We start from the raw sequence: 17,650 nt of genomic DNA on the forward strand, positions 1-17,650 counted from the left end.
GCCGGCTGCGAGGGCGTCGTGCTGGCATCTCATAATCGAGATTATGTCAGTTTGCCGGTGGCTCGCTATTTCGGCAAGGCGGGCTTCCCGCAGCAGTCGACGAATGAACGGTCGGCTGCCTCGATGCCCGTCCGTTAGGACGGACGGGTTCGCGGAGTCTTGACCACCGCCGTCGGCAACGTGGATGCACAGCGTCATGGCGCCTTCCGTCCTTGAGCCGCAGCTTCAGTTGCAGAGGGTACGACTCCCAGGAGCGCATCGAGGTTGCGGACACAATCGCCCGTGAGCAGAGAGGAACTGCGTCGTAGGATGGCGCGCATGACAACCGACAGCGTCGCGTCGGGTCTGCCCCGGATCGTTGCGCACAAGGTTCTGAACAACAACGTTGTTATCTCGATCGATCGATCGGGACGTGAACGCGTTCTCATGGGTCGCGGGCTCGGTTTCCAGGTAAAGGTCGACGACATCGTCGATCAGTCTCGGGTCGAGAAGACCTTCGTGCTGGAGAAAGGTAGCGGTGGGCAGCATGCCCGCCAGCTGCTCGCCGACGTCTCCTACCGGGTCGTCGAGGCGACGAACGCGGCGATCGACGAGGGCGAGCGGATGCTCGGGCGCGATCTTGGGCCCCGATTCGCCGTGGCTCTGCTCGACCACGTGCAGTTCGTTCTCGAGCGCCTGGAGCAGGGCGTGCGGATCCCGGCCGCGGCCATGCCGGAACTGCGCGTCCTCCATCCCGGCGAGTTCACCGCGGCTCAGCGGATGACCGAGTCGATCAGCGCGCGGCTCCAGACGGCGCTGCCTCCTGAGGAGGCGGTGTTCATCACGATGCACCTGCTGAACGCCACGCGCGACGAGCCCAACGGCACCGCGGCTCTGCTCTTCCGACGAGTGCAGCACGTCGTCGCCACCGTCGAGGCAGGGCTCGGGGTCGAGTTAGATCGATCGAGCCCGGAGTTCGCCCGCTTCATCCTGCATGTGCAGTTCCTCCTGCAGCGACTCGTGTCGAAGGCGATGCTCCGCGGTGCCGACACGTCCTTCTTCGAGTTCGCGAAGCACAGCTATTCCGCGTCGTACGAGATCGCGACGAAGGTGAAGTTCTATGTCTCGGCCGCGACCGGCTCCGACCTCACCGATGAGGAGATGCTCTACGTCATCGTTCATGTGGAGCGCCTTGCGAGCCGGTTCCGAGCCGATGACGGCTCCGGTCCCGTGCTATAATGGCGTCCGCGAGACCCCAGGTCTCGCTGAAGCCACGGATTGTTACTGCGCTCGCAGGCAAAACCTGAACTCCACTCGCCGGTCACCGGCAGCGGGTTCAGGTTTTTTTATGCCCGAACGCCGGACGTCCACTGACCAGGAGCCGCAGAGCTGCGGCGGAGAGGGAGAGACCGATGGACTACTCCACAACAGCGACCGGGGTGCTCGACGGTGTCGGCGGTGAGGCGAACGTCGCCTCGCTGGCGCACTGCGCGACGCGGCTGCGCTTCGTCATCCGGGACGAGTCGAAGATCGACGCAGCCGCGATCAAGGCCCTGCCCGGTGTCATCACCACCGCCAACGCTGCCGGCCAGTTCCAGGTCGTCATCGGCAACGACGTTCCCGAGGTCTACGCGGAGATCGGCAAGATCTCGTCACTAGCCGGCGGAGGCGCGGCCGGTGAACGGACCCGCGCGCCCGGGGAGCCGAAGCCCAACGTCTTCAACCGCTTCATCGCGATGATCTCCGCGATCTTCACTCCGCTGCTGTGGCCCCTCGCCGGCACGGGCCTGCTCAAGGCAGCCCTCGCCGCGGCGGTCACGTTCGCGTGGATCGATCCGACGACGAGCACTTACACGATCCTGAACGCGCTCGCCGACTCGTTCATCAACTTCCTGCCGCTTGCCCTGGCGATCACGGCGGCGAGCTACTTCGGCGCCGCCCAATTCACCTCCCTGGCCATTGCGGGCGCTCTGGTGTACCCGTCGATCGTCGCGCTAAACGGCACAGAGGACATCACCTTCTTCGGCATCCCGGTCACGATGGTGAGCTACGTGTCGAGCGTCATCCCGATCATCATCATCACCTGGATGCAGAGCCGCGCGGAGCGCGTCCTGTACGCCAGGCTTCCCGCCGCGATCCGCCGATTCGTCACCCCGATGCTGATGGTGCTCGTCCTCGTGCCGCTCACGCTCATCGTGATCGGTCCGCTCTCGAGCCTGATCAGCAATGCTCTCGCCGGCGGCATCGGCTGGATCTTCGACGTCGTCCCGTGGCTCGGCGGCGCGCTGATGGGCGGGTTCTGGCAGGTCTTCGTGATCTTCGGCCTGCACTGGGGCTTCATCCCGCTCTTCGCGCTCGAGTACCAGAACACGGGCCTGATCTTCCTGCTCGCGCCGGTCTTCGCTGCGGTGCTCGCTCAGGCCTCGGCCGTGGCCGGAGTCTGGGCTCGGACGCGCAACCGCGATCTGCGCTCCCTCGCCGCCCCCGCCACCCTCTCGGGCTTCCTCGCCGGCGTGACCGAGCCCGCCATTTACGGCGTCAACCTGCCCCTCAAGCGCCCCTTCGCTTTCGGCATCGTCGGCGGCGTCATCGGAGGCGCACTGATCTCGGCGGGCGGCGGTGCGGCGAACGCATTCGCTCTCGCGTCAGGCCTCTCGATTCCCACCCTTCTCGGAACGGGGAACACGTTCCTGGTGATCGTCGGACTCGTCATCGCGGCCGTCCTGCCGTTCCTCCTCACCCTGATCCTGGGATTCAAGGAGCCCGACGCGAAGGAGGCACCGGGTGAGGTCAGCCGCGATCTCGCGGTCCTGAGCCCGCTCAGCGGGACCGTCGTGCCCCTGGCGCAGGTGGCGGACCCGGTGTTCGCCGGAGGCGTCCTCGGACACGGGGCGGCGATCCTCCCGACCGCAGGCACCGTCTACGCCCCCTTCGACGGCGTGATCGCCGCCGCCTTCCCGAGCGGCCACGCCATCGGGCTGCGGCACGCCGGCGGTGCCGAGCTGCTGATCCACATCGGGCTGGACACCGTCAAGCTCGACGGCCTGCACTTCTCGATGCGGGTCGAGACCGGCCAGCAGGTGGCAGCCGGCGACCTCCTCCTTGAGTTCGACGCTGCGGCGATCGCCGCTGCCGGCTACGACCTCACCACTCCGATCGTGATCACCAACGCGGACGCCTTCCCAGAGGTGGGCGAGATCGCCCTCGGGCCGATCGCCCATGGAGACCCTCTCTTCACGGCCATCGCCGACGAGGCGACCGTCACCCTGGCATAGGCACCACGACATCCGATCGGTGCGGGGCGCGATGACGCCGCGCCTCGCACCGATCCGCACCGACGAACAACTGACTGAGGACCACGAATGACCGACACGACGACCCCCTTCCCGACCGGCTTCCTCTGGGGCGGGGCGACAGCCGCGAACCAGGTCGAGGGGGGACACGACGCAGGCGGGAAGGGCCCTTCGGTCCAGGACGTCCTACCCCGCGGGCTCTCGGGTCCGCGCAGCGCAGAGCCGACGAGCGACAACCTCAAACTCGTCGCCGCCGACTTCTACCACCGGTACGAGGAGGACATCGCCCTCTTCGCCGAAATGGGATTCACCGTTTACCGGTTCTCGATCGCCTGGAGCCGGATCTTCCCGCGAGGTGACGAGACAGAACCCGACGAGGAGGGCCTCGCCTTCTACGACCGCGTTCTCGACGAACTGGAACGTCACGGGATCGCGGCCATGGTCACGATCTCCCACTACGAGACACCGCTCTTCCTCGCCGAGAACCACAACGGCTGGGTCAGCCGCGAGCTGATCGGGTTCTACGAGAACTACGTCCGGGCGCTCTTCGACCGGTTCGGCTCCCGGGTGAAGTACTGGCTGACCTTCAACGAGATCAACTCCCTCGTGCACGCGCCGTTCATGAGCGGCGGCATCTCCACTCCCGCCGACGAGCTCACCGAGACGCAGCTCTACCAGGCGATGCATCACGAGCTGGTCGCGAGCGCGCTCGCGACCAGGATCGCCCGCGAGACGATCCCGGATGTGCAGATGGGCTGCATGGTGCTGGCGATGCCCGTTTACCCCCTCACCCCCTCCCCCACCGACAACCTCGCCGTGATGAAGGCCGACCACACCAATCTCGTCTTCGGCGATGTGCACACGCGAGGTCGCTACCCCGGCTACTTCCTTCGCGAACTGCGCGAGAAGGGCATCGAGCTCAACATCTCCGCCGAGGACCGCGAGATCCTGACGAACACCGTCGATTTCGTCTCGTTCAGCTACTACATGAGCGTCTGCGAGTCAGGCGACCCTGATGCTCGGGTCACCGGTCCCGGCAACATCATGGGCGGAGTGCCGAATCCGACGCTCGAGGCCAGCGAGTGGGGCTGGCAGATCGACCCGGGTGGACTGCGCATCGTCATGAACCAGTTCTGGGACCGGTGGCAGAAGCCGCTGTTCATCGTCGAGAACGGCATCGGCGGCAGGGACGAGCTGGTCGAGGTCGACGGCTGCACGACCGTCCTGGATGACTACCGCATCCGCTACCTCAACGACCACCTCGTGCAAGCCGCCGAGGCGGTCGCCGACGGTGTCGAGCTGATGGGCTACACCTCGTGGGGATGCATTGACATCGTGAGCGCGAGCACCGCTCAGATGAGCAAGAGATACGGCTTCATCTACGTGGACCGCAACGACGACGGCTCCGGCACCCTTGCGCGGTACCGCAAGAAGTCCTTCGACTGGTATGCGGAGGTCATCCGCACCAACGGCGCGCACCTCATCCGGTGAGGCGGGCGTTCCTCCGGCGGGCTCAGAGGAGGCCGTGACGGCGGAACGCGTTCCACACGCCGTCCTCGTGAACGGCCGTCGTCACCTCATCCGCCCGCGCCTGAATCTCCGGCGTCGCGTTCCCCATCGCGATGGCGAGTCCGGCTACGGCGAACATCTCGACGTCGTTCGCGCTGTCGCCGATCGCCACTGCGTCGGCGACGTCCCGGCCGAGCAACCCGACCAGCTCGAGGATCGCGGCGCCCTTGTCGACCCCCGCCGAACTCACCTCGCCGCCCGCTTCGCCGAGGTAAGGGATCGTCCCCGTAATCACATTGAATCGATCGCCGAGTCCGTCGCGCACCGCGGCGAACGTGCTCCGGTCCTCACCGAAGAACGTCGCCTTCGCTATCCCGCCACGCGGAGCGGGGCCGCGGTACGCCATCCGCTCGGCGATCGCGGCGTCCGCCCCGTCGACAGCGCCCAGATCGAGGCCCATCCGACCGAAAACAGGCGCGATGCGCGCCGCCAGCCCCGCGCTCGGGTGGACCGCGTCGAAGGCCTGCAGGTTGTACTCGATGCCGTGCGAGTCGAAGAATGCGACGATCTCGTCGACGGCGTCGGGCGCGAGAGTGTGCTCGGCGACCAGAGCACCCTCGAACTCGATGAAACCGCCTGCCGCCGAGATGGCGCCGTCGAATCCGATCTCCGCGATCGCGATCGGTATCTCGGCTCGGGATCGTCCCGTCGCGAGGAGGACGAGATGGCCGTTACGGCGTGCGCCCTGCACGGCGTCGACCACCGAGGGGGCGACGACCTGATCGTGATCGATCAGGGTGCCGTCGACGTCGAGGAAGACGGTGCGGGAGGAGGTCACCGGACGGGACTCTACCGGAGCCCGAGCGCCTCGTCTCCTTCGTCCCGCCTCAGAGCGGATCGACGCCGACGGTCAATCCACCGCAGACTTAGAGCGTCTGGCCGGTCACGAAGCCGGCGGCGGCGTCGAGGAAGAACCCCGCCGCGTGCGCCACGTCCTCCGGCTATCCGAGACGGCCGACAGGCACTCCCTCGACGTAGGCCAGTCCGCCGAGCCAGCCGAACAGGCTCGTGCCCCAAAGCCACGCAATCTGGTAGAGGGCGGTGCTCTGCGGGCGAGCGACGCGCGCCGAGCGGCCGGAGAGCCCGCTCGCGAGGGGGTGCGCGGTGAAGCACCCGATCGTGAAGTGAACGAGCCCTCCTACCACGAGGGCGAGGAGATCCGACGCCATCAGCGGAAGCGACACGAGCATCGCGGCACTTCCGGCGATCAGCGCACGGGTGGTGCCGATCCTCTCGGCGAGGGCAGCCGAGCGCTGCGCGGCGAGGGAGCCAGCGAGGTAGACGAGGAACAGCGCACTCGACACCGAGGCCGGCAGCCCGAAGGGAGGCGCTCCCTTCGGGATTGCGGACCGGCGTGAATCGGCGCCCTTCCTCTCGCGCTATCGCTGACAGCAGCGTCCAACTTCGGACGGCTAGCCTCGAGTAGGCGCTATCGCTGCTCGCGCAGTTGGAAGGAATCTCATGTCGCAGGTGTGGATCATCACCGGCAGTTCGCGTGGACTCGGTAGGGCGATCGCCGAGGATGCACTCGCGAACGGGCACCAGGTCGTCGCGACGGCGCGCCGCCCTGAGCAGCTGGATGAGCTGGTTGCGCAGTACGGCGATGCGGTGTTGCCGCTCGAGTTGGACGTCACCGACGCGGATGGGGCTCGCTCGGTCGTCGACCGCGCTGTCGAGACGTTCGGTCGCGTCGATGTCGTCATCAACAACGCCGGCTACGGGGATGTCGCTTCGGTGGAGGATGTGGAGCTGGACGATTTTCGTCGTCAGATCGATACGAACTTCTACGGCGTCGTTTATCTTTCTAAAGCTGTCATCCCGATCATGCGGGAGCAGGGTTCCGGGCACATCGTTCAGATCTCCTCGATCGGCGGACGGGTCTCAGGTCCGGGGATGACCGCGTACCAGAGCGCCAAGTGGGCGGTCAGCGGTTTCTCGTCTGGGCTTGCGCAGGAACTCGCACCCCTTGGAATCAAGGTGACCGTGCTGGAGCCGGGAGGGATGCGGACGGACTGGGCAGGATCATCCATGACGATCCCCGCGATCAGCGAGCCCTATCGTGCGACGGTCGGAGCGATGGCGCGGGGTGTTCGAGGCTCGCAGGGCAGCGAGCCCTCAGATCCTGCGAAGGTCGCTGGGCTGGTGCGCACGGTTCTCGCTCTGGACGAGCCGCCCGTTCGTCTCCTGGTCGGACAGGACGCGATCGCCTACGTGGCAGCCGTCGAAAAAGCCCAAGCCGAATCGGACGAGAAGTGGCAGGAGCTCACCCGATCCGTTTCGTTCGACAGCTGAGAGCGTGAAGCGTTGAGCGCAAGGCGTCATGTCGGTGGTCGAGTCTCTCCCATCGCTACGAGCGCTCACTCGGAACGGATCACGGAGCCGGAGATCTATGGCGCGGCGAACTGCATCACAAGTCGGATGCGCACAACCGTTCTCCTCTCCGGAAGCACGAGAAGGCCGGCCAAGGCTTCGGCCGGCCCTCCGGCCATTTGACAGTTGGGCTTCTTCGCTCAGCGACACGAGAGAGCGGGAAAGCCGGCCTGTGTGGTCGACGTCACAGATCGTCCATCTATGGCGGCCGTGCCCTTGACGCTCACGCTTCCCGCCGGAACGGCGGGAAGTCGTGTTGTGAACGCCTGCGACACGGCCTTGCCGGCCTGCACCTGTACAGGGTCCTTGCTGCCGTACGGGGTCTGCACGTGGAGGGTGACCGGCACAGCCTCTCCGTTTCTGGTGACCACGGTGAGTACGACCTTCCCGGCGATGCAGCGCCCTGAGGCGGTGACCGTGAGGTTGGGACGTGTTGTACTCGAATCCGCAGGGGTCACCGTGAGTACGACTGTCTTGGCCGATTCGACGTTTCCTGCCGCATCCGTGGCGCGGTAGAGGAGAGGATGCTCGCCCGCGGCAGTGAAAGAGACATCAGAACCGGCCGTCCACGTCGCGCCGGCGTCGCCGGAGTACTCGGTGGAGGTGATGCCTGAGGTGGTATCGATCGCGGTGAAGTGTGCGGTGATCTTCCGTCCCACCGTTGTGGAACCTGACGCAGGATCAGTCGTCACCGACGACAGCGGGGCTGTCCGGTCGAGTTTGATCTCCAGCTCGCCTTCCGAACCCGTGACCGGAGTTCCACGGCGCACTGCGCGATAGTTCAGCGTTGTCACTCCGTCCGTCGTGACCGACAGCGCAGGATCGGCCGGCGCCCAGGCTCCTGCGTCGCCGAGTCGGTACTGCACCGTGGCATCGTCCGAGTCGGTCGTGAATTGCACAGACACTGGTGACCGGTGCCACCCTGCTGTGTTGGCGCCTGATTCACTCGTCACTGACGGAATCACCGCGACGGGCAGGTCGGTCGGTGTCCCCAGAGTGAAGTCGATCGTGATGGCCTGCCCTTCGGCGAAGGTGAGTGTCAGAGGGGCGCCGGTGTTGCGGACGGTTCGACCGTCGATGACGGCTGAGGACCACTGTTGACCGCTGGACACAGCGATGGTCTGCGCGGTCGCGGAGCGCACCGTCACGCTGGCCTTCGCCTTGGGGATGTTCCACGACATGGCGGGGATCTCGGCTTGGGTGCGGGCGAGTGATCCTGTCACGCTGCCCGCCGGCATGCCGGCCGGCAGCGCAGGCAGCACTTGGATGCTTCCCGTGTCCGAATAGATGAGCGATTCCAAAAGCAGAGTCGGGACGGTGTGCAGGATGTCGGCGACGTAGGCGGAGTCTCCTGTCACATTGTGGTTCGTGGTGAAACTCGAGTAGTAGGCCCGTTGCGAGAGTAGCGCCAGCAGGGCTTCTGTGGTTCCTTGCTGGTTCTTGAGCCGTGCGTCGACGAGTCCCATGTGCAGCCAGCCGTGCCCGGAGCTCTTGTCACCCGCGGTCGCCTTCCGCAGGCTGAGCGCGGTCGCCAGCCCCTCGGCGATCTCCGGTGAGGTCTGGCTGTCGTGAGCGGGCCAGGCGAAGTACGCCTGGCTGATGTGACGATGCGCGTGCTGCTCGGTGTATCGGTCGAGGGACCATTCCTTCAGGGCGCCGGTTGCGTCGTAGCGCACCGGTGGGAGGCGATCGGAGAGTTCCTGCCAGGTTCGGATGTTCGGGCTGTCTGCGCCGTTGACGTGCTTCTCCGCGGCGATGGCCATCCGCAGGCCGTCTTGAGCGGCGGCGATGTCCATCGAGCAGTTCATCGCGACCGGCGTCGAGCGGTTCGCCGGGGTGTTCTCCGGCGAGAAGCAGGGTAGGAGCAGGTAGTGCTCCCCTGCGGCCAACGCGGTCTTCTCGGATTGGAACCGTGCGGTCCCTGACGCGTCCTCGAAGTATCGCGGATCGACGAGTTGCTCCCAGAAGTTCGCCTGCTTGGTCAGCAGAGGCAGCAGCAGGTCCGATACCAGTCGGATCCGGCCGCTGTTCTGGATGGCGGCGAGCCGGTCCGCGGGCAGGTCGGCGGCGACGGGGCTGAGGATCGAGGCCAATGCGCTCACCTCGATGTCCCCGGGAAGCGTCACGGTCTCGTCCCCGTGCGTCTGCCAGTACTCGTAGACCGGTTGCAGAACCCAGCTCGCGCCGGCGTTCCAGTACTGGAACGGGTAACTCCCGCCGTTCTCGGAGTAGTGGTACAGCGCTGAGCTGTCCGAATCCGTGCGAGGCGGAGCCATGATGGCGTCCTGCATTCCGTACACATCGGCCGCGTTGTCCTCCCAGTCCGGGACGGTGCGGAGCAGGAAGTTGAGGTAGCCGGACATTTCGCTGTCAAGCGCGAGCGTGTTCGCTCCGGCCATCTGCAGATTGAGGTTGGCATCCAGCGTCCAGTCACCCTGCCAGGCGGGGTTCCACGCGGGAGTCCACATCCCGCCGAGACGCGGGACGCTGAAGCCGCTGGAACTGATCACGCCATAGCGCCCGGCATTGAACGACCTCTCCACCATCGCGGCGTTCAGCGTGTTCGCCGAGCGTTGCTGCGCGCTGATCAGCGCTTCGTTCGACTTGGAGGAGTCCGCGTCGGAACCGTCGAGGTCGAGGGCCACCGCGTTGAACTCCCGCCCGTGCTCGAGCGCGTGCGGTGCGAGCAGGTTCGCGTAGCTCAACGACCCGCCGTCCTGATAGTGCGGTTGTTCGATCACCGCACGGATTCCGGCGACGAGCTCATCTACGACCGGGTAGGAACTTTGCCCGGCAAAGCGATCCCACTCCCCCATGTCGACGTCACGAGCGGACCGCGTGACGAGGAAGACCTCTTCAGCGCCTCGGATAGCGATCCCGTACTTCGTGGAGCCCGGGACGGCCCGCGGCCCCCCCGCCACGCCCGTTTCAACGCGCTCCTTCGACCCGCCACGAGTGACGACGTAGGTCACGCCCGCGAAGCCGCCGTTGCGCAGCTCGCTGTTGCTGTAGGACGGGTAGTGCGCGACCTGTCCGATGTAGCTCCCGTCCGGTGCCGCAATTTGACGGAACCGAAGATTCCGATCGATTTCCCCCGCCTCCACAGCCATATCGTCGAGGGGGGTGATGTCGAGGTCGAGGTCGATCCGCGCGCCGGTGGAGGAGCGGTTCAGATGCGTGACGACCACGTCGTCGGTCCGCGACGTGAAGGTCCGGCGCTCCCAGGCCCCCTTCTCGTCGACGTAGTTCACGCCGACCTCACCGGTTTCGTAATCCGTCCATCGTGAGTTGCCGTAGACGGGGCCGGCATCGTCGACTCGGAGGTTCAGTTCGTGACCGGGATGGAACCCGTAGTCCCACTGCATCTGGTATGACGGGTCGATCTGTGTGACCCCTCCATCGATCAGGGATCGCCGATTGCCCTCCAGGTAGCCGGAGATGTCGGGGGTCCGCCGGAGGTTGTCGTTGGGGAGGTTGAAGGTGATGTTCTGGAAGAGAACGGTGTCGTTCGTCGGGTTCCCCGCTATGAGCGCACCGTTCAAGCCGTTGCCGGTGATCATGCTGCTGCGGCCCCAATCGCGACCTTCCGCCCGGGACGGATACGTCGTCGACACGACCTTGGTATTACTACTTGCCGGCGGGGCCACTTCGCGATACGTCCGCACGACGACCTCGCTCAGTGTTCCGGAGAAGTACGGGTCGCCGTTCCAGACGGGCTTGCCGAGATATCCGAGGACGTCCCCAGTCGGAGTGAAAGCGGGCGCGGTGACACTGGTCGTCCGCGTTCCGCGGAGCTGACCGTCGATGGCCATCGCCATCGTCGCGTCGGATCGAAGGACGGCGGTCGCCGTGGTGAAACCACCCTCACTGGTCGGGAGCGCGTCATCGAACTTGTAGTACGCGCCGTCGTGCTTGGCTTCCCACATGAACTCCGACCCGACCCGTGGATGAAAGCGCAGGTAATCGTGGTCGCTCGTGGTGCCGAGAGAGAACAACGGTTCGTTGTCGACAGATCCTGCGGTGTATCGCAGTTCGATGATGACGGATTCCTCGGAGCCGATGAAATCGGGCAACTCCACGTGTCCGCCTTCGTTGAAGGTCAATGTCTGGTCCGTGCCGCTGACTCCGAAGTCGTCGTCGGAGACGCCGACTAGGCGGGCATGAAGCCCCCGGCCCGACCGATCTGTGAGTCGATCGCCATCGTGACTCATGTCGTAATGAACGAGCACTCCGTCTTCCCCTACTGGAGCGACGCTCGCAACGATCGTATCCCGTGGGAAGGCCACCGCCTGACTCGTGGAGGAGGCCATCACACCAGCAAGAACAACAGCTGTCATCATGAGCGCTTTTCGTCGCTGGGTGATGACGCATGCCAATGCTCGGTGAAGTGCATTCCGGTTGTGCACGTACTGACTCCTTCGTCAGGTCGATCATGACGGGATGATGCGGACTTCTGTTGCGTCGCTGCTAGCGCCATCTCCGATGTTGCAGGTTCATCGCAGAGCGAGCAGTTGTCTTATTGCCCTGCTGCTTCCGGACTCCCCCACCGGAGTTCGGCAGCTATCGGTGTCATGGAAGGCGGGTTACAGCTGCGGTGGGGAGGGAGCGGTCGTCTGCCCTCCCCGACTTGCTAACCGCAGGACCGCGCGCTGTGGGCGATGAGCACTGTCCTCGTGACGCTGCTCCCGTCCACAGTCGCGGAGACCACGGCTGTGCTCGTCCCGGCGGTGATCGATGACTGCCTGGTGGTCCATGCCTGCGAGACCGACTTCCCCGGCGCGATGCCACTCGAGGTCTTCGTCCCGAATGAGTTGGACACAGTGACCGAGATTGGCACGGTGTCCTCGTTCTTCACGACGGTGGTGAGCACGACCTTGCCCGAGATGCAACGTGACGACGAGGTGCCGCTGACCGCGAGGGTCCGCTGCGCCTGCGCGTCGATCGTGATGATCGCTGCCGTGCCGGCCGTGGCCGCTCCGACGGTGCCCTGGAGCGTGACGCGGACCTGACCGGGGCGTGTCGCGGTGAGGACACCGTCCCGCGTGATGGTCGCCCCGGCGGTGTTGATGCCGGAGGGTTGGAGCGAGTAGGTCAGCGTGGGAAGGCCGCCCCGGGAGGTGATGACGTCCGGGACGAGCTTCACGCCCGACCTGGCGCGCTCGACCGCGAAGCTCTGCTGGGGCAGTTCGAACCTCGTGAACGACTCCGCCGCGGTGCGGTCTACCGTGACGGCGCGGAACGTGGTGGCGAGCCCGGCCGCGGTCCCCGAATCGTTGTACGCGGTGAGGAACAGCTTCGGGTCGGTGAACACCTTCCTCAGAGGCGAGCCGAGACGGGTGAACGTCGCGCCGTCGCTGGAGTAGAGCGCGGTGAACGTGTCGCCGCTCTTGATCAGCCGCAGCGCGACGGCGTTCGCGGGGAACGGGGTCGACGCGAGAGGCGTGGGCGTGCCGTTGTTCTCGACAGCCCACTGCAGCTGCTGGATGCTCGCCGCGCCGCTGTCGTAGGAGCGCGTGAGCTTAAGGTAGTCGCCGTCCGTGTCGTAGACGCCCACCACCGCTTGCTGGTAGTCGGCGGAGGGAGTGGCGACCGACAGGTCGACGGTCGTCGTCCAGTCGCCGGCGGCCCGGTGCATCAGCACGTTGGAGGCGTTCTGCAGCGGACCCCAGAGGCCGGTCGGGGTGGAGGTGATGACCGTTCCGCTCGCTCCGAAGGCGATCTTCGAAGCGTCCTCGCGGAGGATGGACCAGCCCGTGTCGACCAGGCTCTGACGCGTCGCACCCCGGAAGTCGGTGCTCGTCAGGGCGGTGGTGTCAGTGAGCTCGGCGATCGCGAGGTTGGAGAACGTCGTCGTGCGGCTGGTGCCCGCACCATAGGCGGCGAGCTGCAGGGAGGGCCGGACGGTCTCCAGACGGACCGGTCCCGTCGAGGCGGGAGTCCAGGACGCTCCATCGGTCGAAGACCAGGCCGTGTAGCTACTGCCGATCTTCTGCAGACGCAGGTACTGGGTAGTGCCGCCCGAGGGAAGCGGGGTGACGGTGCGCTGGCTGCGCACGCCGTCCTGCTCGACGGAGAACTCGAGCGAGCGTCCGGTGTCGTGCTGGTAGGCGAGGAGGACGAAGTTGTCGTCGTCGTCGTACACGCCGAGCACCGACTTCTCGTGGTCCGTCTGCGGAGCCTGACCGAGGTCGAGCTTCACCGAGGACGTCCAGTCGCCGGCGGCGTCGTGCACCAGGAGGTTCTTCGCGGTTCCCGCCTCGGGACCTGCGCCTCCGGGCTGGCCCTGCCACTGCTCGCCCGCCTGCGCCGTGATGGCGACAGAGGTGCCGTTCGCGGCGACCTTCGTGAGGTCGGGTCGGACAGCGCGCCACCCGTTGCTGAGCGTCGTGCCGGAGAGAGCGGGCAGAGACACGTCCTTGGTGAGTGTCGCTGCGGGCGTCGGTGCGGCGGACACCTGGAGCCGGTCGAAGGTGAGCGTGCGGCTCGCCGCACCCGTCATGCCGTTGATGGCGCCGAGCATGAGCTTCGCGTCAGAGCCCTCGAGGGCGGTCACTCCCCGCAAGCGTTGGAAGGTCTCTCCGTTCAGGGACCAGGAGGTGACGTAGCTCGTGCTGGATTTGGAGATCCGCAGCCACACGGGCTGGGTCGGGCTCGCCGAGAACTGCTCCTGCGAGGCGGTCTGCACAGCCACGCCGTTCTTCTCGACGAGGGTGTTGACCCTGGTTTGACCGTCCCGTTGCAGGCCGATCTTCAGGTAGTTGTCGTCGTCGACGCGGACCCCGAGGAAGCCCTGCTGGTAGTTCTGATCCAGCGCGCCTCCCGACGTCGCCTTCACGGTCGCCGTCCAGTCGCCCGGGGCGTCGCGGAGGAACAGGTTCTTCGGCGCCGCCGGCGAGGCCTGGAAGAGGTCTCCTGACGCGCTGTCGATCTGCAGCCCGGCAGTGGTGGAACGCCACCCGGCCGTGTCCTCGTTCAGGATCGTCCACCCGGAGGCGGACAGAGCCGACGCGGACGTACTCGCGAACGACGTCGTGGCCAGCGTCACTCGGAAGCGCACCGTGTAGACGCGGACACTGCCGGAGCTGTCGGTGACGGTGATCGTCGCCTCGGGCTTCTGCGCGGTGGCCTGCTGCACGGCGACCGTCGAGCCGGTCGCCGCCTGCGCCTGCACGGACGGGAACGCGGTGCGGTTCGGCACGGTCGTGGTGTAGTCCGTGCGTAGCGGATCGAAGCCCTCGAGAGCCGTCCCGCCGACGGTGACGCCGGTGAGGGTCGGCGCAGGCCGTTCGACGACCACGGGGAACGTGTCCGACTTGCTCGTGCCGTCGATGGTCACCGTCACGGTGATCGTGGCGGTTCCGGCCTTTGTTCCCGGAGTGACCTTGCCGGCAGGGCTCACCTGGGCGATCGCCGGATCGGACGAGGTGTAGACCGGGGTGTAGCTGCCCGGGGCGTAGAACGACTGATCGTTCGCAACTGCCGAGATCCCCGCGTCGATGACAGGGTGGGCCTCCGCGGTGTCGAGCTGCACACCGGTGGGGATCGTCGTCACCTGCTGGAGGGACTTCACCCGATTCCCGGAGACCGTGAAGGGGACGGGACGCGAGCGGGCGTCGGCGACGTCGGAGCCGACCCACGCAGTCCACGTGCCCTGGTCGATGACCTCGGCGCCCTTCGCCGCGTCCCACGACCACAGGTCCGCAAGAGGAGCCGACAAGGTCACCGTCCGCTTCTCCCCGGGAGCGAGAGCGACCTTGTCGAACGCGGCGAGCCTGATGTTCGGACGGGTCACGCCGTCAGCGCCAGGCGTTGTGACATACAGCTGCGGCACTGTGGATCCGGCGACGGAGGACGTGTTGGTCACGTCCACGTCCACGGACAGCGTCTGCTGCGGAGAGAGCGTGCTACTCGCGATTCGCGGAGCGGAGTAGGAGAACGAGGAGTAGGTGAGCCCGTAGCCGAACGGATAGGCGACATCACCGGTGAAATACTGGTAGGTGCGGCCTCGGGTGCCGTCGTGCGGCGCGATCTCGTAGTCCTTGATGCCGGGGAGCTGGCTCTGATCGCCGTACCAGGTGAAGGTGAGCTTGCCGGAGGGGCTGGTCCCCTCCGCGCCCCACAGGACGCGGGCGAGGGAAGTGCCCTGAGTCTGACCGTTGTAGGTCGACCACAGCAGACCCTCGACGCTCTTCGCGAACGTCGAGACGTCCGCCTGGGCGACCGACTGGACGTAGGTGACGACGCGGGGATTCAGCTGAGCGACCCGCTGCACGAGCGCGGACTGGTTGCGCGGCAGAGTGAGATCAGCGCGGTCGCGGAACTCGCCGCTGTCTGGGTTCGCGGAGCCGCCGACCCCGGAGTCCTGATCTCCGGCTTTCGTGCCGACCGCCACGATCACCGTGGATGCGGCCGCGATCTGCGCTTCCTCTGTCTGAGTGAGGGTTCCTTGGTCGTTGTTGCCGACGTGGGTGACCGTTCCACCGATGCCACGAACCGTGTCGCTGACGCCCTGGAGGATCGTGTCGTCCGGGGTGGGCGAGGTCGGCGAGTAGTCCCCCACGTATTGGTGATCCGCGATGTCTCCAACCACGACGACGTTCTTCGACACCGATGCGTCGAGCGGGAGGATCGGCTTCTGCGCACCGGTCGGGGTTGCGTTCTCGAGGAGGACGAGCGCCTCCTCCGCGACGTCTGCGGCGACGGCGGCGTGCTCGGCGGTCGCAACGGTGTTCGCCATTGAGTACCGCGCAACTGGCCACGGGTTCTTGTCGGCCGAGTCGAACTCGCCGGTCCGGAAGCGGGCGGTGAACGCGCGGACGAGGGAGATGTCGAGGTCGTCTTCGACGATCAGGCCCTGCTCGAGCGCGGGGCGTAAGAAGTTCGAGTACTGGCCGCCCTGGCAGTCGAGGTCGGTGCCGGCAAGGAGGGAGAAAGCGGTCGCCTCGGTCTCGTTCACCGGGCGGTCATAGCCCTCGGGGATCCACTTGTGGTTCTTCCACACGTCGTCGATCGCCCAGCAGTCCGAGGTGATGAAGCCATCGAAACCCCAGCTGCGACGGAGGAGATCGGAGATCAGCTCCGTGTTCGCCACGGAGGGGACGCCGTTCACACGGTTGTACGCGGTCATGAGAGACCCGAGGTCGTGCTTCTCGGCGAGCGACTGGAACGCAGGGAGATAGAACTCCCGCAGAGTCTTCTCGCTCATGTTCGACGAGTCGGAGTGCCGGTCGTTCTCATGGTTGTTCGCGGCGTAGTGCTTCGCCGTCGCAACAGCCTGGTAGTAGGTCGGGTCATCACCCTGCAGGCCGTCGACGAACGCTCCAGCGATCTCGGCCGTATGGAAGGGATCCTCACCGTAGCTCTCGTCGGCACGCCCCCATCTCGGGTCGCGCGCCATGTTGATCGTGGGTGACCAGTAGGTCAGACCGATGTCGGTCCTGTCCGAGTTCCAGTAGGCGCGGGCCTCGTCGGACATCACCTCGGTCGCCTGCTGGATCAGGTCCTTGTTCCACGTCGCACCGATACCGAGCCCGGTCGGGAAAGTGGTGGCTTCTCCGACGCGCGCAACACCGTGCAGCGCTTCGTTCCAGTAGTGGTACTCGCGGACGCCCAAGCGCGGTATCGCCGCAGCCGGGGTGCCTCCGTAGCGCGTGGACGCCGCGTTGAACTGTCGGAGCTTCTCCTCGAGCGTCATCCGCGAGACGAGGTCGGCAGCACGCTCCGCGAAAGAGAACCGACCCGAATCGTCCAAGTACGGTGCTGTCGGCGCAAGGGCCGCTTGAGCGGGCGGAGCGAGAAGTGTCGCGAGGAGAGTCGTGGCGATGACGACCGCTGTAGCGGCGAGCCGGCGCCCGCGGATCAAGCGCTGGTGAACAGTGTGCACGGCGGTGTGCATCCTTTCGCAACATTGCGACGATATGAGCAGCGCCGAGACGACGGCGCCCCGCTCAGCCACCGTGGCGAAGCGGATCCCCCGATTGTTCACGGTAACAGGACGGATTGCAAGCGCGGCCTTCTGACGCTCATGAAGCCGCCGTCACCGCCGAACACCCGTTGAGGGCCCGGCGGTGACGGCGGCGATATGGGCTCAGGCGATCGCGGCGCGGAGCGCGGCGGCGGCCGTGCCGCCGGCGCGCTGCACGGACTCGATGGTGGCGGTGCTCACGCCGCCCGCGACCGAGAACGAGACGCCCGAGGCCTCGCCGTCGCGCAGCAGCGTCTCGAAGGTGAAGCCCTCCTCCGCCTGCTCGTCGAGACCGGCGTGCATCTCGACGAACTCGGCGCCGAGCGCGACGACCTCGCGGGCGCGCGCGGCCTTGTGAGGTCAACGACCACGCCTTTGCCGTGCTTCTTGCCGGCGGTGATCGCGCCGGCGATGGTGCTGTCGCCGGCGACGCCGAGGACGGTCACCAGGTCGGCGCCGGCCTTGAAGGCCATGT

At 66.3% G+C, this 17,650-nt stretch carries 8 protein-coding genes and 1 pseudogene; 4 read left to right on the top strand and 5 right to left on the bottom strand.

What is annotated here, in order from left to right; translation table 11 throughout:
- Nucleotides 1-318 precede the first annotated feature (318 nt).
- The 3 genes from MT353_RS16480 (at nt 319) to MT353_RS16490 (ending at nt 4,763) form a co-directional block, all read left to right on the top strand.
- On the top strand, nt 319-1,218 hold the full coding sequence (locus MT353_RS16480) for a PRD domain-containing protein (protein ID WP_243625339.1): 900 nt from the start codon (nt 319-321) through the stop codon (nt 1,216-1,218).
- 173 nt (nt 1,219-1,391) lie between these two features.
- Nucleotides 1,392-3,254 (top strand): beta-glucoside-specific PTS transporter subunit IIABC, encoded by a 1,863-nt coding sequence (locus tag MT353_RS16485; RefSeq protein ID WP_243625340.1) that lies wholly within the window; start codon nt 1,392-1,394, stop codon nt 3,252-3,254.
- A gap of 87 nt (nt 3,255-3,341) precedes the next feature.
- Nucleotides 3,342-4,763, top strand: coding sequence for a glycoside hydrolase family 1 protein (locus MT353_RS16490; RefSeq protein WP_243625341.1), 1,422 nt, complete (start codon nt 3,342-3,344; stop codon nt 4,761-4,763).
- Between the two features lie 22 nt (nt 4,764-4,785).
- On the opposite strand, the gene MT353_RS16495 is transcribed toward MT353_RS16490, so the two are convergent.
- Together MT353_RS16495 and MT353_RS16500 are read right to left on the bottom strand one after the other, a co-directional pair.
- Complete coding sequence (locus tag MT353_RS16495; RefSeq protein ID WP_308197533.1) at nt 4,786-5,619, bottom strand: Cof-type HAD-IIB family hydrolase; 834 nt, start codon at nt 5,617-5,619, stop codon at nt 4,786-4,788.
- Nucleotides 5,620-5,782: 163 nt separating this feature from the next.
- The gene (locus tag MT353_RS16500) at nt 5,783-6,145 is read right to left on the bottom strand and encodes a hypothetical protein (RefSeq protein ID WP_243625343.1); all 363 of its coding nucleotides are present in this window, start codon (nt 6,143-6,145) and stop codon (nt 5,783-5,785) included.
- Between the two features lie 157 nt (nt 6,146-6,302).
- Here MT353_RS16500 and MT353_RS16505 point away from each other — a divergent pair, with 157 nt between their 5' ends.
- Nucleotides 6,303-7,133 carry an SDR family NAD(P)-dependent oxidoreductase gene (locus tag MT353_RS16505; RefSeq protein ID WP_243625344.1) on the top strand — a complete coding sequence of 277 codons (831 nt, stop codon included), beginning with the start codon at nt 6,303-6,305 and terminating at the stop codon, nt 7,131-7,133.
- Between the two features lie 218 nt (nt 7,134-7,351).
- On the opposite strand, the gene MT353_RS16510 is transcribed toward MT353_RS16505, so the two are convergent.
- The 3 genes and pseudogenes from MT353_RS16510 to MT353_RS16520 all read right to left on the bottom strand — a co-directional run.
- Nucleotides 7,352-11,617, bottom strand: a complete 4,266-nt coding sequence (locus tag MT353_RS16510) for an OmpL47-type beta-barrel domain-containing protein (RefSeq protein WP_243625345.1) — start codon at nt 11,615-11,617, stop codon at nt 7,352-7,354.
- A gap of 224 nt (nt 11,618-11,841) precedes the next feature.
- The gene (locus tag MT353_RS16515; protein ID WP_243625346.1) at nt 11,842-16,905 is read right to left on the bottom strand and encodes a glycoside hydrolase family 3 N-terminal domain-containing protein; all 5,064 of its coding nucleotides are present in this window, start codon (nt 16,903-16,905) and stop codon (nt 11,842-11,844) included.
- Between the two features lie 393 nt (nt 16,906-17,298).
- Nucleotides 17,299-17,650, bottom strand: a pseudogene (locus tag MT353_RS16520) (orotidine 5'-phosphate decarboxylase / HUMPS family protein); the annotation flags it as partial.

It is taken from the genome of Rathayibacter sp. VKM Ac-2927, assembly GCF_022815525.1.
Classification (GTDB): Bacteria; Actinomycetota; Actinomycetes; order Actinomycetales; family Microbacteriaceae; genus Rathayibacter; species Rathayibacter festucae.